A 21,199-nucleotide genomic window follows, 5' to 3' on the forward strand; every position below is an offset into this window, starting at 1 on the left:
ACATGCGCGCCTTCATCTGTGGATTAAAGGGCCTCACCCTTGAGGCCGACGAGCGCGCGTTCCTGCGCGACGCCGCGCCCTGGGGCGTGATCCTCTTTCGCCGCAATGTCGACGCGCCCGAGCAGATCGCGCGGCTGACCGCCGACATTCGGGACGCGCTCGGCCGCCATGCGCCTGTTCTAGTCGATCAGGAGGGCGGCCGCGTGCAGCGTTTGGGCCCGCCCCACTGGCGCGCCTATCCGGCCGCCGCACGCTTTGAGCTGGCGGGCGCCAACGCCGCGCAAGCCGAGCGATTGGCTTGGGTCAGCGCGCGGCTTATCGCCCATGATCTGCGGTCAGTCGGAATCGACGTCGACTGCCTGCCGGTGCTCGATACGCCGGCGGAGGATTCCCACAGCATCATCGGCGATCGCGCCTATAGCCGCGATCCCGCGCGCGTCGCCGCGATCGGCCGCGCCGCCGCCGAAGGGTTGATGGCGGGCGGCGTCGCGCCGGTGATGAAGCACATTCCCGGCCACGGGCGCGCCCGCGCCGACAGCCATTTGGAGCTGCCGGTGGTCAGCGCGCGCCGCGAGGACCTGGAGCTTACTGATTTTGCGCCGTTCAAGGCGAACGCCGATCTGCCGATGGCGATGAGCGCGCATGTCGTCTACACGGCGATCGATCCGACCGCGCCCTGCACGCTCTCGAAGGCGGTGATCGGCGACATTGTGCGTGGCCATATTGGCTTTGAAGGTCTCCTCATGACCGACGATCTTTCGATGAAGGCGCTTTCCGGGAGCTTTCGCCAGCGCGCCGAGAACGCGATCGGCGCCGGATGCGATATCGTGCTGCACTGCAACGGCGATCTAGCGGAAGTGCGGCCGGTCGCCGAAGGCGCGCCGCCCCTTGAGGGCGCGGCGCTCGCGCGCGCCGAAAAGGCGCTCGAATGCGTGTGGCGGCCCCTCGAAACCTTTGACGTAGCGGAGGCGACGCGCGAGTTCGACGCGGCGATGCGAGCCGTGGCGTGAACTCTTGCGCGCAGGCGCATCCGAGCCTAACTGTGAAATTATGAAGAACATCACAGTTTCACTGGACGACGAGCTGTATCGCCGGGCGCGGATCAGAGCGGCGCAGGACGATACTTCTGTGTCGGCCGTGGTTCGCCGTTTCCTGATTGAATTCGCTTCGGAAGGAACGGAGTTTGATCGGCTGAAACGCGAGGAGAATGAACTCCGCACGCAAATCCAGGAATTTCGCGCTGCGGATCGGCTCTCGCGCGAGAGCGTTCATGAGAGGCCGATCGGGCAACCAAAGAGGTGACCGGCTTTCTGGACACCAATATTCTGCTTTACTCGATCAGTCGCGATCGTTCTGAGGCGGAAAAACGCGAGCGGTCCATCGCATTGCTGGATCGGGATGACTGGAGCCTGTCGACGCAGGTATTGCAGGAGTTCTATGTGCAGGCGACGCGAGCCTCGCGGCCGGACGCCTTACCGCATGAGATCGCCGCTGGTCTCGTGCGCGCGTGGCAGAGGTTTCGGGTTCAGGAAATCACGCTGACGATCGTCAACGCCGCGCTGGACATCAAATCGCGCTATGGATTTTCTTATTGGGACGCCGCAATCGTCGCCGCTGCGCAAGCGCAGGGGTGCTCGCGGCTTTATTCCGAAGACCTCTCGCACGGGCAAGTCATCGACAATCTGCAGATTATCGACCCCTTTCGATAGCAGTTCTCTCCTGTGGACTGGCCTTCCCAAAGCGCCGGCTGCGCTTGCGATAGCGGGCCATCGGGGCCAATCTCGGGCCGAAGCCGTCGGTGACGCCGATTCGCAAACGGAAACAGGCGCAAAGCGGGAATGGCCCAGGAACTGAGCTTCGAGCTGGACGAGCCTCGCGGCGACGCCGAAGAGGCCTTTCTCGTCGACGTCGACGGGTTCGAAGGGCCGCTCGATTTGCTGCTCGAGCTTGCGCGCCGGCAGAAGGTCGACCTCGCCCGCATTTCCATTCTCGCGCTCGCCGAGCAATATCTCGCCTTCATCGAGGCGGCGCGGCGCGTGCGCCTCGAGCTCGCCGCCGACTATCTGGTGATGGCGGCCTGGCTCGCCTTCCTGAAGTCGCGGCTGCTGCTGCCGGAGCCGCCAAAGGGGGATGAGCCCTCCGCCTCCGATCTCGCCGCCGCGCTCGCGGAGCGCCTGCGCAGGCTGGAGCTGATTCGGCGCGCCGCCGACAGGCTCACAGAGCGCGCGCGGCTCGGGCGCGATATGTTTCTGCGCGGCGGCCCGGAAGGCGTAGAGACGATCTCGCATCCCAAATTTCAGGCGAGCCTCTACGATCTTCTCTCGGCTTACGCCCGGCAGCGCCAGAAGACGGCGACGTCGCGGGTGGTGATGCGGCAGCGCGCGGTGTGGTCTTTGGCCGAGGCGCGCGAAGCCCTGGAGCGGCTGGTCGGCGTCGCGACGGAATGGACCGTGCTCGACGATTTTTTGCTGCATTACTGTGTCGACATGCAAACGGCGCGCACGGTGCGCGCCTCGGCCTTCACCGCTTCGCTCGAAATGGTGCGGGAGGGGCGATTCGACATCCGTCAGGACCGGCACTTCGCCCCGCTTTGGGTGCGGCGGCGGGCGCCTGATCAAGCGGAAGAGACTGCGGGCGCGTCTTAGCCCCGAACTTCAGGAGGACGCGTGGTGGCGCAGGCTGCGGAGAAGATCGAACTTTTTGACGTGAACAGCGACGACGAGCTTGCGCGTCACGAGGCTCGGCTGCGCGAAGCGGAGCGCATCATCGAGGCGCTGCTCTTCGCCTCCGCCGAGCCGCTTGATGAAGCGGAAATGGCGCGCCGTATCGAGGAGGGCGTCGATCTCGAGCGCGTCCTTGAGCGGCTGCGCGCCCATTACACGGGTCGCGGCGTCAATCTCACCCGCGTCGGCAAGAAGTGGTTTTTCCGCACCGCCGCCGACCTCAACTGGATCCTCGCGCGCGAGCAGGTCGAGGAGAAGAAGCTCTCCCGCGCGGCGCTGGAGACGCTCGCGATCATCGCCTATCACCAGCCGACGACCCGCGCCGAGATCGAAGAGATTCGTGGCGTCGCCATTTCCAAGGGCACGCTTGACGTGCTGCTCGACACCGGCTGGATCAGGCTGCGCGGCCGCCGCAAGGCGCCGGGCAGGCCGATCACCTATGGCACGACCGACGCCTTCCTGATGCATTTCGGGCTTGAGCAGATCGGCGATCTGCCGGGGCTCGACGAACTCAAGGGCGCTGGCCTGTTCGACGGCCGGCTGCCGAAGGGCTTCGGCGTGCCGCAGCCTTCGGACGACGCCGCGTTGCGCGAGGATGAAGAGCCGCTTGAAGACGACGCGCCGGAGCTGCTCGACATGGAGTTCCCGGACGAGCCCGAGGCGCTCGAGCCGCCCGAACTCGGCGACGACGAAGAGCATTGACGGCGCCGCCGAGCGGCGCAGTTAGGCGACAACAAATTTCCGCGTCCCCTTAAGGCCGTCCGCAGCGTGCGTCTGTGCGCCGCGTCCTTGTTTTTATGGCGAGGGGCGCATAGTTTCCCGGCAAATGCCGGTCGTCCCGGTTTTCTCGTTAGGAAGGATGCGCGCCATGGGCGGTCTGTCGATCTGGCACTGGATCATTGTCGGCGCGGTCGTCTTCATTCTCTTCGGCGGCAAGTTCAAGATTTCCGACGTGATGGGCGACATGGCCAAGGGCATCAAAGCCTTCAAGAAGGGCATGTCGGAAGACGACGTCGCGGCCGATGACGCAAAAAAGCCGCTCGAAGGCCAGGCCAGCGAGCGCCGCGCCCTGGAGAGCGACAAGGCGGACAGCAAGAAGGTCTAGCGTCGACCCCCTCCCCTTGAGGGGGAGGGTCGCGCTGAAGGCGGGTAAGAGAACCCCTGGAACCTCGCCATCGTCACTCCATCCCGAAGCGCTTCGCGCTTCGACCCTTCCGCAAGGGAGGGAGCAAGGCGCCCGAGCAACACGCATGTTCGATCTCGAACCCGGCAAGCTCATCGTCATCGCCATCGTCGCTCTTATTGCGATTCCGACCAAGGACCTGCCGCGCGTATTGCGTTCGCTCGGGCAGTTCACCGGAAAGATGCGCCGCATGGCGGCGGAGTTTCAGGGACAATTCATGGAGGCCATGCGCGAGGCGGATCTTGAGGATTTGCGTAAGGAGGTCGGCGAGATGCGGGACGCCGTAAAGGAGAGCGTGAAGCTCGACGGCGCTTTCGATCCGATGGCCGAGGCGCGCAAGCAGATCACTGGGGCAATCACAGGCGACGCAGAGCGGTCGCCTGTGCAACCGCCTCATCCTGAGGAGAAGCGCAGCGGCGTCTCGAAGGATGAGGACGCGCCAACCGCATCCTTCGAGACGCGGCCTTCGGCCGCTCCTCAGGATGAGGATTCTGGTCTTCCTGTCGGCGAGCAGGCCGATTCGCCAAAGAAGACCGCCACATGAACGAGGCCGACGAAGCCGAAATCGAAGCGAGCAAAGCGCCGCTGATCGAACATCTGATGGAATTGCGCGAGCGCCTGATCAAGGCGCTGCTCGCCTTTCTCGCGATGTTCGTGCTCTCCTTCTTCTTCGCCAAGGATATCTACAATCTGCTTCTCATTCCCTATACGCAGGTCGCTGGCCCTGAGGCGCGGCTGATCTACACGGCGCCGCAGGAATATTTCTTCACCCAGATCAAGGTCGCGCTATTTATGGCGGCGTTTTTGTCCTGCCCGATCGTGCTGTCGCAGATCTACGCCTTCGTCGCGCCCGGCCTCTACAAGCACGAGCGCACGGCGTTCCGGCCCTATCTTTTCGCGACGCCGATCTTCTTCGCCTTCGGCGCGCTCGTCGTCTATTTTCTGGTGATGCCCAATCTGCTGCGTTTCTTCATGGGGATGCAGCAAGCGAATGAACCGGGCAAGGCGCAGATCGAATTGCTGCCGCGCGTCTCCGAATATCTTTCGCTGATCATGACGCTCGTGCTCGCCTTCGGCATCGTGTTTCAATTGCCGGTGGTTTTGACGCTGCTCGGTCAGGTCGGCATCGTGACGTCGGAGTTCTTAAAGGAGAAACGGCGCTACGCCGTTGTGCTCGTCTTCATCGTCGCGGCGGTTTTGACGCCGCCGGACGTGTTCTCGCAGCTCGCGCTCGCTGTCCCTGGCGTGCTGCTCTACGAGGCGTCGATTTACGCCGTGCGCATGATCGAGAAGAAGCGGGCCGCGGCCCAAGCGGCGGCGAGCGGTGGATCGTAAGCGACATCTCGCCGCTTGACCCTGCCATGCCCGCGAGAGAAAGGCGCCCTCGACAAAGCCCCCGCCGTCATGGCCGGGCTTGTCCCGGCAGCCCAAGCGGCGGTCGCGCGAATAAAGCGGCCACTTGACGTTGTGGGGCGCGAGGAGGAAGCAGAGAAAGCAGTCTGATTCAGCGGCGTCATGCCCGGCCTTGGGCCGGGCATCCACGTGGTTCGGGTCGCTTGCACTTACTTGTTTGCCGCAATGTCTTGGCGTGGATGGCCGGGACAAGCCCGGCCATGACGGCCTCCTATCGCTTCATTCAACACTGTCCGAGCATCATGTACGACATCAAATGGATTCGCGAGAACGCTGAAATTTTCGATTCTGGCCGCGCGCGGCGCGGGCTGGAGCCCCTGTCGACGCAGCTTCTCGCCTTTGACGATTCGCGGCGCGCGGCGATCGGCGAATTGCAGCGCGCGCAGGAGCGGCGCAATGCGGCCTCGAAAGAGATCGGCGCGGCGATGAAGGCCGGCGATAGCGCCAAGGCCGAAGCGCTCAAAGCGGAAGTCGCGGGGATCAAGGAAAACTGGCCGGGGCTCGAAGAAGCCGAGCGCTATGCGATCGCCGAACTCGACGCTGCGCTCGCCGCCATTCCCAACACGCCGCTCGATGAAGTCCCCGACGGCGCCGACGAGAACGACAATGTCGAATTGGCGCGCTGGGGCGAGCCGCGCGTATTCGACTTCACGCCGAAAGAGCATTTTGAAATCGGCGAAGGCCTCGGGCTGATGGATTTCGAAACGGCGGCGAAAATTTCCGGCGCGCGTTTTGTCGTCAACAAGGGCGGATTGGCGCGGTTGGAACGCGCGCTCGCGCAATTCATGCTCGATCTGCATACGAATGAGCACGGCTATATGGAGGTGAGCCCGCCGCTGCTCGTGCGCGACGACGCAATGTTTGGCACGGCGCAACTGCCCAAGTTTCTCGAGGATCAGTTCCTTGTAAATACGACCACCTTTTCTGACGGTTTGATGAGAGAGACGGTCAAGGGCACGTGCGAGGCAATTGACGAAATGGCCGCCGACGGAACTTTGAACGTGGCGCGCATTACGAAGGTGTTGCATTCGCAGGTCAGTCTTGCCTTGGCTGAGGCTGCTCGTATGCAGAAGTGGCTCATCCCCACCGCCGAAGTGCCGCTCACCAATCTCGTGCGCGAATCCATTCTCGACGAAGCGCAATTGCCGATGCGCATGACCGCCGGCACCTATTGCTTCCGCGCCGAAGCCGGCGCCGCCGGCAAGGACACGCGCGGCATGATCCGCCAGCATCAGTTCTACAAGGTCGAACTCGTGTCGATCACGAAGCCGGAAGATTCGCTCGAAGAACATGAGCGCATGACCGGCTGCGCCGAGAAGGTCTTGCAGCTTCTCGAGCTGCCCTATCGCAAGGTCGTGCTCTGCACCGGCGACATGGGCTTCGCGAGCCAAAAAACCTATGACCTCGAAGTCTGGCTGCCAGGGCAGGGGAAATATCGCGAGATTTCCTCATGCTCGGTCTGCGGCGACTTTCAGGCGCGGCGCATGAACGCCCGTTATAGACCCGCTGACGGGAAGCCGCGCTTCGTCCACACGCTGAATGGCTCCGGCGTCGCGGTCGGGCGCGCCATGGTCGCGGTTCTGGAGAACTACCAGCAGGCCGACGGCTCAGTCGACGTTCCGCGCGTCCTTCGGCCTTACATGGGCGGGCTCACGCGCATCCCGAGCTGAGCGCCGTCGGTGGACGCAGCGCCCGCGTTTCGCGGGCTCTTCGCAGTAGGGCTCGGGCGACGTCCCAAAAAACGGCGTCCAGCCATAGCCGTAATCGGCGCGCGGCGCATAGCCGTCGCTGAGCAGGCCAGGCGCGGCGACGGGCAGCACCACGGGCGCGGCCAAAAACCCCAATAGGCCAGAGCCGGGCGCGGTCGGCGGCGCGCCGGGGATGACCAGCGGCGCCGGGACATAACCCATGGTCCCGCCATATTGCACCTGGCACCAGCGGCCGCAGCCCAGGACATTGAAGGGAATATTCGCCGCCATCGTCGTGACCGGCCGCGCATCCGAACTCGGGCTCACGCGCAGCGGCATCACCGCCGCCACATAGGCCTCAAAAGCGGCGGCGCCGCCGGGAGGGGCGCTCATCGCCGCCGCGAGCAAAAGCGCAAGTCGTGAACGCATCAAAATTCCTCCAGAGAATGAGGCGAGCCGATATAGGGTCATTGTGGACGTTCGGCGTCGAATCGTCCAAAGAAACTCGGGCTCCTCAGACGCCCGCCAGGCGAGGCGAAACCGCTGTAAGCATGCGCATTCTCATCACCAATGACGACGGCATTCACGCGCGTGGCCTCGCCATCGCGGAGGCGATCGCGCGCGAATTCACCGACGATATTTTCGTCATCGCGCCGGAATTCGAGCAATCGGGCGTTTCGCATTCGCTCTCGCTCAACGATCCGCTGCGATTGCGGGAGATTTCGCCGCGACACTTCGCGCTCAAGGGAACGCCGACCGATTGCGTCATCATGGGCCTGCGCAAGCTGATGCTCGATCATCCGCCCGATCTTCTCATTTCCGGCGTCAACTGCGGCCAGAATGTCGCCGAGGACGTCTCCTATTCCGGCACCATCGCCGGGGCGATGGAGGGCACGATTCTGGGCATTCCGTCGATTGCGCTCTCCCAGGTCTATGATTTTTTTGCAGACCGCCGGACGATCCACTGGGAATGCGCGGCGACGCATGGCGTTGAGGTCGTGCGCCGCCTGCTCGCGGCGGGCATCCCGAAGAACGTGTTGATGAACGTGAATTTTCCGCATTGTGCGCCCCAGGACGTCGCGGGCGTCGCGATCACGATGCAGGGCAGGCGCAGCAGCGACATCATGCGGATCGAGGACCGCAAGGACGGCCGCGGCAATCCTTATCACTGGATCACTTTCCAGCGCGGCGACTTCAAGCCGGGGCAGGGCACCGACCTGCTGGCGCTCGAAGAAAAGAAAATCTCGATCACCCCGCTGCAGCTCGATTTCACCGATCACCCGACGGTGACGCGGCTCGCGGCGGCATTCGAGGGCAGGGAATGACCGAGGAGGCCGGCGCGCGCCAGGCCAGCCAACAATTCGAGGAGCGCGCGGCGCTGCTGCTGACGTTGCGTCAGGCGGGGCTGCGCGATCTTTCGGTCTTGCGCGCCATCGAGGCGACCCCGCGGGAGTCGTTCGCGCCCTACCGCTTTCGCGATCTCGCCAATCGCAATCTCTCGCTGCCGATCGGCTGCGGGCAGACCATGTCGCGTCCGGTCGAACTTGCCAGACGGCTCGAGGCGCTCAAGATCGGCCGCGGCCATCGGGTGCTGGAAGTGGGCGCGGGGTCGGGCTATGGCGCGGCGGCGCTCGCGCAGCTCGCAAGCGAGGTCATAAGCCTCGAGCGGTTCGAGACGCTCGCGATCGAAGCCTCGCGCCGCTTGACGGCCCACGGCGCGGCAAACGCCAAGGCGATTTTCGCCGACGGCCTCGATCCGCCTCGCGAGCTTGGACGCTTCGATAGAATCATCGTCCAGGCCTCGGTCGGCGCCGCGCCTGCCGCGCTCATCCAGATGCTTACGCCGGGCGGCGCGTTGCTCTTCGCACGAAGGGAGCACGCGCAGGCCGGCGCGCGGGCGAAGGAACGATTGATTAAGCTTGATCGCAATGAGGACGGCGAGCTGCGTGAGATCGATCTTGGCCCGTGTCGCTTAGGGCCGGCCATCCCAGGACTGGCGCAGGCGCTCTAAAACATCATGCTGAAAATTTCAGTCGCGCACGCTTTGCGTTCATCTTAAACGCCTCCTTAACCGCGCGCTGTTACCCATAAGACCGTTCAATGTTGCGTTCGGGTGGGTCGCGTCATGGTTACCAAGCATCATATTGCTTATTCCCGCGCCGCTGTGCGGTTCATGGCGGCCGTTGGCGTCGCCGCCCTTGTCGCCGGCTGCTCGGACGCCTCGCGCTTCGGAGCCGATCCCTTTGCCGACCCCTTCTCAGGCTCGGCCAAGACCGCCTCGCTTGGCGTCGATCGGGCGCCTGTTGGCGCGATCACTGACGCGCCTGCGCAGAGGTCGCCGTCATCGACGGTGGAAACCCGTCCCTTGCCGGCTCCCGCCGCCGCCAGCGCGTCCGCTGCTCCAAGCGGCGGCGCTTCCACTACGCGAACCGCTACGTCAGCGACGCAGTCGTCGCCAAAGAGCATTGCAGCCGCCGGCGCCGCAGGCCACTGGAGCGCCGAAGGCGGCACCCCGGTCGTTGTCGCCCAAGGCGAGACGGCGGCATTGCTCTCCACCCGCTACGGCGTGCCCACCGACGCGCTGCTGCGCGCTAACGGCTTCAACGTCGCGTCTCAGGTTCAGCCGGGCTCTCGTCTGGTGATACCGGTCTATCGCGCCGGCGGCGCTCTGGTCATGGCCGCGCGCGTCCCCGCCGCTCCGGCCAAAGCTGCCGCCGCCGCCCCAGCCGAGATCAAGCCGGTCGCCGCGAAGTCCGCGGCGCTGGCGAAGCCTGTGGCCGCCGTCAAGCCGGTGGAGCAGGCGAAGCCGGTGCGCAAGACCGAAGTAGAACCGGCGAAGGCCAAGCCGGCTGAGAAGACGAAGACCGTCGCCAAGACCGCGCCGGAGAAGACGCTTGTCAAAGCGGAGGCGCGCATCGCCGCCGCAACGCCGGGGCGCCCCGTCAAAACCGAGCGGATCGCGCGTGGGCCGGCTTCTGCCGAAGCGCCGGAAGCTGAACCCAAGATCGCCGACGCTCGTAGCAAGCCCGTTGTCGCTGAAACGCCGGCGGAAACGCCGAGCGCCCGCAAAGTCGATACGACCGCGACCGCCTCCATTCCCCCGGCGACTGACGCGAAAGCGGTGGCGTCCGACGAAGGTCGGCCCGAGTTCCGCTGGCCTGCCCGCGGCCGCATCATTCAGGGCTTCACGTCGGGCGGTAACGACGGGATCAACATCGCGGTGCCTGAGGGTACGCAGGTCAAGGCGGCCGAAGGCGGCGTCGTCGCCTACGCCGGCAGTGAGCTCAAGGGCTACGGCAATCTCGTGCTCATTCGCCATCCCAACGGCTACGTTTCGGCCTACGCCCACAATGGCGAACTCGACGTCAAGCGCGGCGATCAGGTCAAGCGCGGTCAGACGATCGCCAAATCCGGCCAATCGGGCAATGTCGGGTCGCCGCAGCTTCACTTCGAACTGCGCAAGGGTTCGACGCCCGTCGATCCTACGCGCTATCTGGCGGGGCTGTAGCCAAGGCGCAAGGAACGCTCCGGCGTCCGCGAGACACGAAGGCGCTGGAGACTTCGGGGCGGCGGGTCCAAAGAAAGGCCCGCCGCTCTCGTCTTTTGATGTCTCACGGCCGACCAAAATGCTATATGGCGCGGGTCATAACCGGAGGATCCCGCGCCAGTGAAGCATCGTCTCGCTTTCGTTTTCCTGCTTGCCGCCACGCCGGCTTTCGCGGTTGATCCGACCGGCGTCCCGCAGTGTGACGCGCTGCTCAAGCGCTATGAGGCCTGCTCGGGACAACTGCCGCCTTCTCAGGTCCATGATGCGCAAAAAGAGCTGCTCGATGGCGCGGTCGGCATTCGCTCCGCGGCGACCGATCCCGCGAAACGGTCGGATCTCGAACGCTATTGCGCCGATCGCTTCGAGTTGATGAAGCGCGCGAGCGACATCAAGGACTGCATGTCGAAGCCATGAGCGCCGCGCGGGCGTCGATGTAATCTTTGCCCCGCATTTCCATCAGTCGAGAGGCCGCGCGCTCGAATTCACGCGCCTCGGCGCCAAAGCCCACGCGGTAAAGTTCGGAAGGCTCCGCCGCAGCGGAAACGACCAGGAGGACGCGCGCCTCGTAAAGGACATCGATCAGCGTGATGAAGCGGCGCGCTTCATTCCGCTGTTCAGGCGCCATTGTTGGAACGTCTTCGACGATCACTGCGTCGAACCTCTCCGCGATCGCCATATAGTCCGCCGCCGACAATGGTTGGCCGCAGAGCGCCGCGAAGCTCAGACGCGCGATGCGGCCCGCCGTCTGCGGGATCTCGATGCGGCGTCGCTTGACCTCAATTGTCGCGGGCGTTTCCGCCGCGCCGCCTGCGAGCGTCGCATAGAGCGCGTCAATCGCCGATCTCGCGCAAGAGTCGGCGGGCGTGAAATAGACCTGCCCGAGATCTTCGCGCCGCTGCCGATAATCATTCGGCGCTTCGAGACGCAGGATGTCCATTCGCTCCTGCAACATGGCGATAAAGGGCAGGAACAGATCGCGATTGCGGCCGCCTTCGTAGAGCCGCGAAGGCTCGACGTTGGACGTCGCGACAATGACGACGCCCGACTCGAGCAGCGACGAAAAAAGCCGTGCGACGATTGAGGCGTCCGCGATATCGTGCACGGCGAACTCATCGAAGCATAGCACACGGGTTTCCTGCGCGATTTGCTGCGCTACGCAGCTCACCGGATCGGCGTCCTTATTATGGGGCTTCTGACGCAGCCGATGCAGCCGATCGTGCACATCCGCCATGAAGGCGTGAAAATGCGCGCGCCGCTTCTTTTCGACCGGAAGCGCGCCGAAGAACAGGTTCATCAAAAAGGTTTTGCCGCGCCCGACCGATCCCCAGAGGTAGAGGCCGCGCGCCGGCCGCGCTCGAGGGCGAAGGGTCGCGAGGAGCGCTTGCGTCACACTGGCGCTTTTCGGCCTGCGGCCCGCGAGAGCGTCGGCGAGCGCTTGCAGCCTCTCAATCGCTGCGCGCTGCGACGCGTCGCGTTCCAGCGCGCCTTGCGCGACGAGCGCGTCATATTTCTCGATGATGGTCTGCGCGCGCGACGTCATGCGCGCCGCATCCTGCCGCTCGCCTCAGCGAGCGCGCCAGGGCGGAGTTCGCAATAGAGCAGGCGCTCCGGGTCCACGGGACCGGGCATCGTGATTTTGCCCCGCGGCACAGGCGCGAATCCCAGCCGCGCATAATAGTCCTCGTCGCCGACGAGCAGGACGAGCCCATGTCCGGCGCCGCGCGCGGCGTCCAGCGAATATTTAACCAGCGTCTCGCCGACGCGCTGCTGACGAAACGCCGGCTCGACAGTCAACGGACCAAGCAAAAGCGCTGGCGTTGACCCGACGAGGATGGGCGTCATGCGGTTCGCGCCGACAAGCAGCGTCCCGATCCGCGCGACAAAGGACAGCGAACGGTCCGGCTCGACGCCTTCGCGCAGGCGATAGGCCGTACGTGCATACCTGCCCGGACCGAACGCGCGTTCGTCGAGCTTTTCAATATGCGCGTCGTCTGCGGCCGTCAGCGGCGCAAATTTTACGGCGAGATCGATCATGTGGCGGCTTGACCCTGGGCGCAGGCCATATCACGCGCCGTCTGCGCGGCAAAACCTCTCGTTGCGCCGCGACATGCCGTCATGCGACGCTATGGGCGGAGAGAGGCCAATGGCGGAGTATCGCTTGCGCTCGGCAAGCATCGAGGACGCCCGATCCATCGCCGAAATTCACGCCAAGGCCTGGCGGGAGACCTACCTCGGGGTAATGCGCGCGGAGGCGCTGGCGTCGATCAATCTCGACGATTGGACGCGGCGCTGGCGGGAGCGGATCGGCTCGAGCGAAGGCGCTCAGGCCGTGTTCATCGCCTGCGAGGGCGAGAGGCCGGTGGGGTTTGCCCGCTGCAGTCGCCTGTCCAATCCAAAGCTCGTTCCGCTTGGCTTCGAGGGCGAGATTGCGTCGATTTACCTGCTGCAGCGGAGCCAGCGCCGGGGACTGGGCAGGCGCCTGGTGGAGCGGATCGCAGAGCATCTGATTTCCGCCGGCTGTGCGAGCGCCGCCGTTTGGGTTTTGCGCGACTCGCAGAAGGCCCGCGGCTTTTATGAAGCGCTAGGCGCGGAGCCCGTCGGCGTCGAGGGCGTGTGGGAGATTGAGGGCGTCGTCCTCCCCGACATCGCTTATGGATGGCGCGATCTGCACGCCTTGAGCGCCGGAGCCGGCTCCATCACGCGTTCACCAATAAGGTGAGACAGGCGTGTTCTCGAGCGCCTCGGACAGCCGCGCCCGCGTCCCTGCGGTCGTATCCGCTGGCAGAGCGTCGAGCGCGAAAAAACCGGCCTCGGCGATCTCGCGATCAGGGGCGCGCGGCTGCGTGAGGCGGAACGCGCGCACGACGTAAAGCGCGACATGGTCTCGCATCGAGAACCGCCGATTGAAATACATGCCGAACAGTTCAGGCGGCGCATCGAGCAGGACATTCGCCTCCTCGCTCAGCTCCCGCTCAAGCGCCTCCACAAGCGTTTCGCCGCTTTCGACGCCGCCGCCCGGCAAGTAAAAGCCCTCCACATAAGTATGCCGGACAAGCAGCACGCGGTTTCTTTCATCAACGACGAGGCCGCGCACGCCCAGGGTCATGGGACGCTGAAAGCGTGCGCCAAAAGCGATGAGTCGCGACGCAAAGCGCGTGCGCCTCGATGGCGCCGAGCGTCCTTCTTCAGGCTTCGTCAAAACCGCCTCCGATCGCCCGAAACTATGGCAAATGACGCCCGAAAGCTCTAGTGTCGCTGACGCATCCGATGAGGAAAGCGCCGCGCGCGCAACAGGCAGTTAGCGAGGATTCTTGAACTTCCGGCTTGCCCATCTTTCCGACGCGCATATCGGCCCAATTCCTCGGCCTAATCTCGCGGAGCTCCTTGGCAAGCGCGTCACGGGCTATGTGAATTGGCTGTATAAGCGCGGCGATCAGCACGATATGGGCGTGCTCGCCAAGATCGTCGCAGATATTAAGGCGCAGGCGCCCGATCATGTCGTCATGACCGGCGACATCGTCAACATCGGACTTCCCGGCGAAATCGCGCTCGCCAAAGACTGGCTCGCCTCTCTCGGCGCCTCCGGCGACGTGAGCTTCACGCCCGGAAATCACGACGCCTATGTGGCGAGCGTGACCGATCTCGTTCGCGAAGTTTTCGCGCCTTGGACGAGCAGCGAGAGCGAAGTCGCGGGCTTTCCCTATTTGCGCCGGCGCGGCGGCGTCGCGCTGATCGGTCTCGACACCGGCGTGCCGACGGCGCCATTCGTCGCTTCCGGGCGGCTGGGGGTGACTCAGCTGGCGGCGCTCGCGGATCTGCTGGAACGCGCCAAGGCGGAGGGGCTTGCGCGCGTCGTTTGCCTTCATCACCCGCCACATGTCGGCGGCGCCAAGCGGCTGCGCGGGCTCGAAGACGCGGCGGCATTCGAAAGCGTCATCGCGCGTCATGGCGCTGAACTCGTTCTGCACGGGCACAATCACAAGCCCAGTCTGCATCGTCTGTCAGGGCCGGGCGCCGGGACGCCTGTCGTCGGCGTCGCCTCGGCTTCGGCGCGGCCCGGCGGCCATTATCCAGGCGCCGCCTACAATCTTTACCAGATCGAGCGCGAAGCTGACGGCGTCAGGATTTCGCTGCGCAGGCGTGGACTGAACGACGCTGGCGAGGTCGTTGAGCTCGAGTCCGTTCAGCTATGAAGTTTAGCCTGCGAAATAGGCGCGATAGATCCATGCCGCCAGGACCGCCAAGAATGCGAAGAAAGCGGCCGCGCCAAAAAACTCGGCGATGAACGCGGCTGCGCGAGTCGTTTTTCCGGTGAGAGATTTGTCGTTTTCGCGCGCGTTCGCCCTCTCGCGCGCTGCGGCGATCTTCACGCCAAGCGCCTGCGCCGCGCCGCCGCTCGCATAATCGACCGCCAGCGCCTTTTCACGCTCGATCAGGCGATGCGCGATGTAGCTGGTGATCGCTTCGACAAGGTCGTCGATGCTGTCGCTTTCGCGAAGCGTCACCCGGCCGTGACGCGTATCCTGGAGAAAGCGATAGGTCCGCCTGTCGCGATCCATCTCGACGAAGCCGATCTGGTCGATGAACAGGCGCGGCCGCTCCGCCGGCGCCACGCCAACGTCGAAAATATCGCAATCGCGCGGCAACTGCGCCAAAACCGGCGACAGAGCCTCGCCGAGCATTTCCAGCCGGGCGATTTCCGCGGCGCGTAAATCGGAAATGGCGGCGGAGCGCTCCGCGTTCTCGAGGCGCGCGCGGCGCAGCGCGCCGGACAGACTGGCCATACGCTCGTCAAGCGAACCCGCCGGGCCTTTGCGGGCGACGCGCTCGCGCTCGACGAGAAGCGATAGACGCTCGGCGGGCGTGGCGGCGGACGCGTGCGGTTGGTCTGCGACGCGAGTGTCGGCTGGCGGCGCGGGCAGGGGCTCTTCCATGTCGTCCACTCGCTGAGGCCCTCGCTGCGCGGCCGGGGCATTAAAGCGTTGTGGACTATAGCGGCTCTCGGCGGCGCTGCGAAGCGCAAGCGCGACGAAGGGAAGCGGGGAGTCGACTTTTTCCCCCGGCTCCGGCAAGGGATTCCATACGATCGCCGCTGATTCCGGCCATTAACGTTAAAAATCGCCGGATTCAACAAAAGGCGCGGAGGGAATCCATGGCCGTCAATCGCGGCGAATCGGACGTCAACAGCGCATTGTTCGAGCGCATTTTGATCGGCATGGGCTTTGCGGTCTTTGCGGCGCTGGAGGCGGCTGGCGGCGGCGAGCATGCGATCGTGGCCGGGTTTTTCGCCGGCGCGACGATTTTCGTGCTGCGCCGCTCCTCGGAAAGCGCGCGCCAGGCGGCCGATTTCGCCGTCGATTTCCTCGCTGTCGCGACATTTACGCTGCTGTGCGACCGCGCAGGCCTGTTGTGGCGATCGCCGGAAACTTTCGCCGAACTGTTCCGGCTCTCGCCGGTCGGCGCGGCGACCGCCACCATTCTCTATCTCGCCGGGGTCGTCACGCTGAGAGCGCGTTCGCGCATGGCGGTCCGCGCGGCCCTTTTCGTTTTGCCGCTGCAGTTCAGCCTGTTGATCGCGCTCGGCTCGCCGCCCGTCGCCCAGATCGGCGGCGCGCTGCTCCTTGGCCTCGACGTTCCGGAGGCCTTCAGAAAAATCGTCGGGCATACGCTGATCCTGTTTCTGCTCAACGAATCGATTGTCGTCGGCATCCCCCTCGCGCTCGGTCGTTTTCTGCCCCGACAATGGCGTCCGCATAGCATTCTGCTCGCCTCGGCCTTCGTCGCTTCGCTGACGCCCTACATCGCGACGTCGGTCTCGTATTTCGTCGCGCCTTATTTGCCCTATCCGGTGACGGCGCTGGTCGCGACGGTGGCGGCGGCGCTCGCGCAAGCGGGATTATGGGGCCAAACCTATCTCGTGACCCAGGCGATGGCTGGTCTTTTGCGCGCGACGCCGTCGCTGCAGGTCGTGGTGTTCCATGACTGGCGGACCGGCGCCGAAAAGGGCGCCGTCTATGGCTTTGTGTTCATGGCGCTGCTGCTCGCGGTTGGACTGGTCGTGTCTTTTGCGCCCGCCGTCGCCGTCGTTTCAGCCTCCGGCCCGATCGGCGGCGCGCTGATTGGCGCCGCGCTTTTTCCGCTCGCGCGCGCGATCGTGGAGAGCACCGATTCGACTCCGCCCTTCTTTGCGCGCGTCGAAGAACTCTATCTGCATCCGTCCAACTATTTTCGCGGCGCGGTCGCCGGCGCGGCCATCGGATTAGCCCTGATGATTGGGCTTCCCGAGGCGAGTGGGAGCGGGCGGTTTCTGTTCGGCGCGGCCGCGGGAGCGCTCGCCTATGCCGGCGTCGATGCGGCGTTTGATTTCGCGGCGCTGACGCAAGGGCGCCGGCAGCATCTGCGCAGTTGGCGCGTCTATTCGCTGGGCGCGCTTCTCGGCGCGCTCGTCGCCGGCGCGGTCGCCTGGTATCTCGACGCGGGGCAGGTCGAGAACATCACGGCGAAATTCTTCGCCTACACGTCGCTCGACTACGGCGCGGACGGACGTCCCATCACCGAATATGTCATTCGACCGCTCTTCTCGAAGTGGGGCGCGACGGATCTCGGCAGGGTCGACGGCGGCGTGAGGCTGCTGTTCGACGAGTCGCTCTCGGGCGTCATCCAATGGGTGTTCGCCGCGCCGCTCTTTTCGATCAATCTTTTCTTCCTTACAGCGCTCGTTCAGCGCAGCCTGCAGCCGCTTCGCCAACTCGCGAGCTGGCAGGGCCTCGACATGCTCATCGAAAACGCCGTGCGCGTTTTGCGCTGGGGCCTGTGGATGGCGCCGGTGATCTATTCCTTCCTGAAAGCGTCGCCCGACCCCGCCTGGTACAATCAGGACGGACTCATCCGCACCGGCGTCGCGAGCTGGATGAGCTACATCCTGCCGGACTCCGATTTTCGCGCCTGGAGCCTCGACATTTTCACGGCGCTTCTCGCCTATGACGCCCTGCGGGTGCTGATCTGGTTCGACCACATGGGCCTGCGCGTCGCGACGCTCGTCAATCTGTCCTTCGTCGGCGGCGACGTCGCCGATGAGAAAGCCGCGCGCTTCCTTGGAAAGGCGCAAACAAGCCGCGCGATCCCCGAAGGCATCCGCCGCTTTGGCACCTGGGCGCCGCTGCTGTTGCCCTTCTATATCCCGCGCGGCGCCGAATGGGACAAGGCGTGGAGCGCCGCCGAGCAGATGTCGCAGACGCGGCCGCCATCCTATGCCTATCTTGTCAGCGGATATCTGATCTACGCCGGCATTGTCGCCTTCGGCCTTGTCCTCTTCCTTCTCGGACGGCTTGCGCGCGCGCAGAAAGTGACGATTGAAGGCATTACCGGCGCTGGCGGCGTGCCGGGCTCGCGGCCGCTGAAACTGACCAACGGGCTGATGATCAGCGAATGGTTTCAGGACGGGCAGGGGGCCATGCGCATTGAAGGCGTGGCGCGCGGCGGCCCTCCGATCGATTTGACGCGACGCCCGGACGATCACGCCCACCCGCGCGGACGTTTCCTTTTTTTGCGTGAAGACGGCGGCGAGCTATGGTCGATCGGCGAGGCGCCGACGCGCTGCAGAGCCACTCAAGCGTCGCTCACCGACGCCGGCGAGAACTGCCTGTTCTTCATGGCGGAGCGCAACGGATTCGCGATCGAAGCGCGCGTTTCGCTCGCCGCCGACGAAGCGGTCGAGATCACGCATCTCAAGATCGTCAATCTCGAGCAGCGTCATCGTAAATTGATGCTGGCGTCGCTGCGTGAGTGGGTGCTGAACGAGACCGGCGTCGAGCTTCGCGACGCCGCGTATAACGCGATTCACATCGGCACTTGGTACGTTCGATCGCTGAACGCGATTTTCGCCCAGAACCGTTTGCTCAAGGGCGGGGCGCGGCGCCAATCCGATCGCCGGCTGTCCCCGGAGATCGGCTTTCACGCCATCGGCGCCAGCGCCGACGCGAAGATCTCCGTCGTCGGCTATGAGGATGTGAAGTCGCGTTTCTATGGAATGGGATCGACCTATGCGCCGGACAGCCTGCTTGGATTGGCGGCGCCCCGTGATCCGAAGGACGAAGGTCTGCTCTATGGCTTCGAGCCCTGCGCCAGTCTGCGCGTCGAAGTCGAACTCGCGGCCGCCGGCGCGACGGAACTGATCATGGTCGACGGCTGGGCGCGCGACATGGGACGCGCGACGGATTCTATTGCACGGCATCTGGGGATCGCCCCCGTTGCGCCTGAGACGCTGAATAAGGCGTTGTCGCGCCGCCGCGGGCTCATTTTGCCGCCCGCGCCCAAGAAGCCGCGCTACGCCTTTTCTCAAGACGGCAAAAGCGTCACGCTTGCGCCCGGCACGCCGCGTCCTTTCGGCCACGTCATCGCGAACGCTTTCGGACAGGGCGCAGTGCTCACGAATGACGGCGAAATTTTTTCCTTCCACGGCAATTCGCGCTTAAACAGCTTCACCCCGTTTCGCATGGGCGAGGGCCGCATGGCGCCGGCCGGGCAGAGGATCTACGTCTATGATCTCGCCCGCACCGACGCGCATAGTCCGACCTTCGTCCCGCTGCGCCGTCGCGACGCGGAATATCAGGTGACGTTTTCGCCGGGCGCTGCGGTTTTTCGCGCCGAGCGCGATCATCTTGAGCTCGAGATGACTGTATTCGTCAGCCCGACGCAACCGATCGAGTTCAAGATCCTGAAGATCCGCAACAAGACCGACCATGAGCGTCTGCTGCAGATCACGCCGTCAATGGAAATCGTATTGGCGGAAACGCCGAACGAAAGTCTCGGCGTTTTGGAATCGATCATCGACGAAAATGTGCATTCGATTTACTTCCGCAATCCTCGCAATAATTTCGTGCAGGGCTGGGCCTTTGTGACGACATCGATACCGGCGGAATTTGCCGAGACGTCGCGTCGCCGCTTCCTGGGGCATGAGAGCCGCGATCCTTACCTTCCTTATATGGTCGAGCACGGCCATCCGGACGCTGGCGCGCCCGCGCATGAACGGAAAGTCGCCGCGTTCAGCGGCGCGATCGACGTGCCTGCCGGAGAAGAAGCCGTCGTCGTCGTGGCGCTTGGACAGACGACCACGATCGAAGACGCGAAGCGGCTCGCCGATTATGCGCGCGATCCCGACCACGCCTATGCCGAACTCGAGGCGAATGCGCGCGCATGGGACGAACAATTGTCCGTGTTGCGCATCAAGACCAATCGCCCCGACTTCGACCGCCTCGTCAACGACTGGCTGCCCTATCAGTTGCTCGCCGCGCGCCTGTGGGGACGCACAGGTCCTTCACAGCGTTCCGGCGCCACGGGCTATCGCGACCAGCTGCAGGACGTCATCCCCCTCATCCATCTCGCGCCCGAGCGCGCCCGGGCTCAAATTCTGCTGCACGCAGCGCATCAATATATCGAGGGCGACGCCTGCAAATGGTGGCATCGCGCGCCCAACGGCGGCACGGGCCTCGCGGACCGCACGCATGCGTCGGATCCGCACTTGTGGTTGCCGTATGTGACGGTTCGCTATGTCCGCGGGAGTGGAGACTACGCCATCCTCGACGAAGTCGAGACCTTCCTCGAGGCAAGTCCCGTCCCTAAGGATCAGGAGGGCGAAGCCACCGTGCCGCTGACGTCGCGCGACAAGGATACGCTGCTCGGCCACTGCGCGCGCGGCATCGACTGGACGCTCGAGCGTTTCGGCGCCCATGGCCTGCCGCTGATGGGATCTGGCGACTGGGACGACGGCATGAATCTCGTCGGCGACGAAGGCCGCGGCGAGAGCGTTTGGCTTGGCTTCTTCCTGCACGGCATCCTCCTCGACATCGCGCCGCTGTTCGAGGCGAAGGGCGACGCCGACCGCGCCGAGCGCTATCGCGAACGCGCCGCGAAGCTTCGGACCGCGCTTGAGAACTGCTGGCGCGGCGATCGCTACATCCGCGCCTATGCTGATAATGGCCAGGAAGTCGCGCCGATGAGCGCGATGACGTCCTCATGGCCGACTCTGGCGCGCGCCGTTGACGCTGCGCGTGGACGCGAGGCGATCGAGAACGCCTTGGCCGTTCTCGGTCTCGGCGATCGCGTGCTGCTCGTCCATCCGCCTTTCGACGAACACTCGCAGCCCTATCCCGGGCGCAGCGCCGAATATCCGCCGGGCGTGCGGGAGAACGGCGGCCAATATTCGCATGGCGTGTCCTGGTTCGTCGACGCGCTGGCGAAGCTCGCCGCGCAGGCGCAACAGGACGGCGACTCGCGCGCCGCCGACGAACTGTTTCGCCAGGCCTTTGAGACATGGATCGCGATCTCGCCGATCTCCAAGCTCACGACGCCGGCCGCCGCCGACATTTACGGGCTGCCGCCGCATCAGCAGCCGGCAGACGTCTATAATGGCGAGGGCTATGAAGGGCGAGGCGGGTGGAGCTGGTACTCCGGCGCGGCGGCGCGCATGTTGTCGGCCGCATATGCGATGCTTGGCCTTGAATTCGAGAACGGCGAGTTGCAGCCGCGCCCGGACGCCTTCCATCCCAAGGGCGAACTGCGGCTGGAGCGCGTCGTCTACCTTGGAAAGACGTTCGAAGCGGAGAAGCGTCGCCGCGTTTGGTAGCGGCCTGGAGGCGTGAGTGGA

21 protein-coding genes are annotated in these 21,199 nt (G+C 64.7%); 16 read left to right on the plus strand and 5 right to left on the minus strand.

Going from position 1 to position 21,199, the window contains the following annotated elements:
* The first annotated feature begins 2 nt into the window (after positions 1-2).
* The 9 genes from nagZ (at position 3) to serS (ending at position 6,989) form a co-directional block, all read left to right on the plus strand.
* Positions 3-1,010 carry a beta-N-acetylhexosaminidase gene (gene nagZ / locus A3OO_RS0112405; RefSeq protein ID WP_018408160.1) on the plus strand — a complete coding sequence of 336 codons (1,008 nt, stop codon included), beginning with the start codon at positions 3-5 and terminating at the stop codon, positions 1,008-1,010.
* Positions 1,011-1,014: 4 nt separating this feature from the next.
* Positions 1,015-1,302: a hypothetical protein gene (locus A3OO_RS0112410; RefSeq protein WP_245257154.1), complete on the plus strand. Its 288-nt coding sequence runs from the start codon at positions 1,015-1,017 to the stop codon at positions 1,300-1,302.
* The gene (locus tag A3OO_RS0112415; protein WP_018408162.1) at positions 1,299-1,709 is read left to right on the plus strand and encodes a PIN domain-containing protein; all 411 of its coding nucleotides are present in this window, start codon (positions 1,299-1,301) and stop codon (positions 1,707-1,709) included. Before A3OO_RS0112410 ends, A3OO_RS0112415 begins: the two co-directional genes overlap by 4 nt.
* Before the next feature lie 129 nt (positions 1,710-1,838).
* A complete protein-coding gene (locus tag A3OO_RS0112420) occupies positions 1,839-2,645 on the plus strand; it encodes a segregation and condensation protein A (RefSeq protein WP_018408163.1) in 807 nt (268 codons plus the stop codon).
* 24 nt (positions 2,646-2,669) lie between these two features.
* Positions 2,670-3,425: an SMC-Scp complex subunit ScpB gene (scpB, locus tag A3OO_RS0112425; RefSeq protein ID WP_018408164.1), complete on the plus strand. Its 756-nt coding sequence runs from the start codon at positions 2,670-2,672 to the stop codon at positions 3,423-3,425.
* A 166-nt stretch (positions 3,426-3,591) separates the two neighbouring features.
* On the plus strand, positions 3,592-3,828 hold the full coding sequence (locus A3OO_RS0112430; RefSeq protein WP_018408165.1) for a twin-arginine translocase TatA/TatE family subunit: 237 nt from the start codon (positions 3,592-3,594) through the stop codon (positions 3,826-3,828).
* A 145-nt stretch (positions 3,829-3,973) separates the two neighbouring features.
* Positions 3,974-4,450 (plus strand): Sec-independent protein translocase subunit TatA/TatB, encoded by a 477-nt coding sequence (locus A3OO_RS0112435; protein WP_018408166.1) that lies wholly within the window; start codon positions 3,974-3,976, stop codon positions 4,448-4,450.
* A complete protein-coding gene (gene tatC / locus A3OO_RS0112440; RefSeq protein WP_018408167.1) occupies positions 4,447-5,241 on the plus strand; it encodes a twin-arginine translocase subunit TatC in 795 nt (264 codons plus the stop codon). The genes A3OO_RS0112435 and tatC overlap by 4 nt, the downstream gene beginning before the upstream one ends.
* Before the next feature lie 320 nt (positions 5,242-5,561).
* Positions 5,562-6,989: a serine--tRNA ligase gene (serS, locus tag A3OO_RS0112445; protein WP_018408168.1), complete on the plus strand. Its 1,428-nt coding sequence runs from the start codon at positions 5,562-5,564 to the stop codon at positions 6,987-6,989.
* Here the strand turns inward: serS and A3OO_RS0112450 are convergent.
* A complete protein-coding gene (locus A3OO_RS0112450) occupies positions 6,927-7,436 on the minus strand; it encodes an SH3 domain-containing protein (protein WP_198008803.1) in 510 nt (169 codons plus the stop codon). The genes serS and A3OO_RS0112450 overlap by 63 nt on opposite strands.
* Positions 7,437-7,558: 122 nt before the next feature.
* Between A3OO_RS0112450 and surE the strand changes: the two genes are divergently transcribed.
* From surE to A3OO_RS0112470, 4 genes are all read left to right on the plus strand, one after another.
* Positions 7,559-8,332, plus strand: a complete 774-nt coding sequence (surE, locus tag A3OO_RS0112455) for a 5'/3'-nucleotidase SurE (protein WP_018408170.1) — start codon at positions 7,559-7,561, stop codon at positions 8,330-8,332.
* Positions 8,329-9,018 (plus strand): protein-L-isoaspartate O-methyltransferase family protein, encoded by a 690-nt coding sequence (locus A3OO_RS0112460; RefSeq protein ID WP_018408171.1) that lies wholly within the window; start codon positions 8,329-8,331, stop codon positions 9,016-9,018. Before surE ends, A3OO_RS0112460 begins: the two co-directional genes overlap by 4 nt.
* Positions 9,019-9,132: 114 nt before the next feature.
* The gene (locus A3OO_RS0112465; RefSeq protein ID WP_018408172.1) at positions 9,133-10,515 is read left to right on the plus strand and encodes a peptidoglycan DD-metalloendopeptidase family protein; all 1,383 of its coding nucleotides are present in this window, start codon (positions 9,133-9,135) and stop codon (positions 10,513-10,515) included.
* A gap of 159 nt (positions 10,516-10,674) precedes the next feature.
* Entirely contained in the window at positions 10,675-10,968 is a 294-nt protein-coding gene (locus A3OO_RS0112470; RefSeq protein ID WP_018408173.1) for a hypothetical protein, read from the plus strand.
* Here the strand turns inward: A3OO_RS0112470 and zapE are convergent.
* Positions 10,943-12,094, minus strand: a complete 1,152-nt coding sequence (gene zapE / locus A3OO_RS0112475) for a cell division protein ZapE (RefSeq protein ID WP_018408174.1) — start codon at positions 12,092-12,094, stop codon at positions 10,943-10,945. The two genes, A3OO_RS0112470 and zapE, sit on opposite strands and share 26 nt — an antisense overlap.
* The gene (locus tag A3OO_RS0112480) at positions 12,091-12,588 is read right to left on the minus strand and encodes a GNAT family N-acetyltransferase (RefSeq protein ID WP_018408175.1); all 498 of its coding nucleotides are present in this window, start codon (positions 12,586-12,588) and stop codon (positions 12,091-12,093) included. Before A3OO_RS0112480 ends, zapE begins: the two co-directional genes overlap by 4 nt.
* A gap of 109 nt (positions 12,589-12,697) precedes the next feature.
* Here A3OO_RS0112480 and A3OO_RS0112485 point away from each other — a divergent pair, with 109 nt between their 5' ends.
* A complete protein-coding gene (locus A3OO_RS0112485) occupies positions 12,698-13,273 on the plus strand; it encodes a GNAT family N-acetyltransferase (RefSeq protein WP_018408176.1) in 576 nt (191 codons plus the stop codon).
* Here A3OO_RS0112485 and A3OO_RS0112490 read toward each other — a convergent pair.
* The gene (locus tag A3OO_RS0112490) at positions 13,259-13,753 is read right to left on the minus strand and encodes an NUDIX domain-containing protein (RefSeq protein WP_026222936.1); all 495 of its coding nucleotides are present in this window, start codon (positions 13,751-13,753) and stop codon (positions 13,259-13,261) included. The two genes, A3OO_RS0112485 and A3OO_RS0112490, sit on opposite strands and share 15 nt — an antisense overlap.
* Positions 13,754-13,865: 112 nt before the next feature.
* Between A3OO_RS0112490 and A3OO_RS0112495 the strand changes: the two genes are divergently transcribed.
* The gene (locus A3OO_RS0112495) at positions 13,866-14,747 is read left to right on the plus strand and encodes a metallophosphoesterase family protein (protein WP_018408179.1); all 882 of its coding nucleotides are present in this window, start codon (positions 13,866-13,868) and stop codon (positions 14,745-14,747) included.
* Positions 14,748-14,750: 3 nt separating this feature from the next.
* Here the strand turns inward: A3OO_RS0112495 and A3OO_RS0112500 are convergent, their stop codons facing one another.
* Positions 14,751-15,488 (minus strand): hypothetical protein, encoded by a 738-nt coding sequence (locus tag A3OO_RS0112500; protein ID WP_018408180.1) that lies wholly within the window; start codon positions 15,486-15,488, stop codon positions 14,751-14,753.
* 218 nt (positions 15,489-15,706) lie between these two features.
* On the opposite strand from A3OO_RS0112500, the gene A3OO_RS21625 reads away from it, so the two are divergent.
* Positions 15,707-21,178 (plus strand): GH36-type glycosyl hydrolase domain-containing protein, encoded by a 5,472-nt coding sequence (locus A3OO_RS21625; RefSeq protein ID WP_040573428.1) that lies wholly within the window; start codon positions 15,707-15,709, stop codon positions 21,176-21,178.
* Positions 21,179-21,199: the final 21 nt, after the last annotated feature.

The sequence above is a fragment of the Methylocystis rosea SV97 genome, from assembly GCF_000372845.1.
GTDB lineage: Bacteria > Pseudomonadota > Alphaproteobacteria > Rhizobiales > Beijerinckiaceae > Methylocystis > Methylocystis rosea.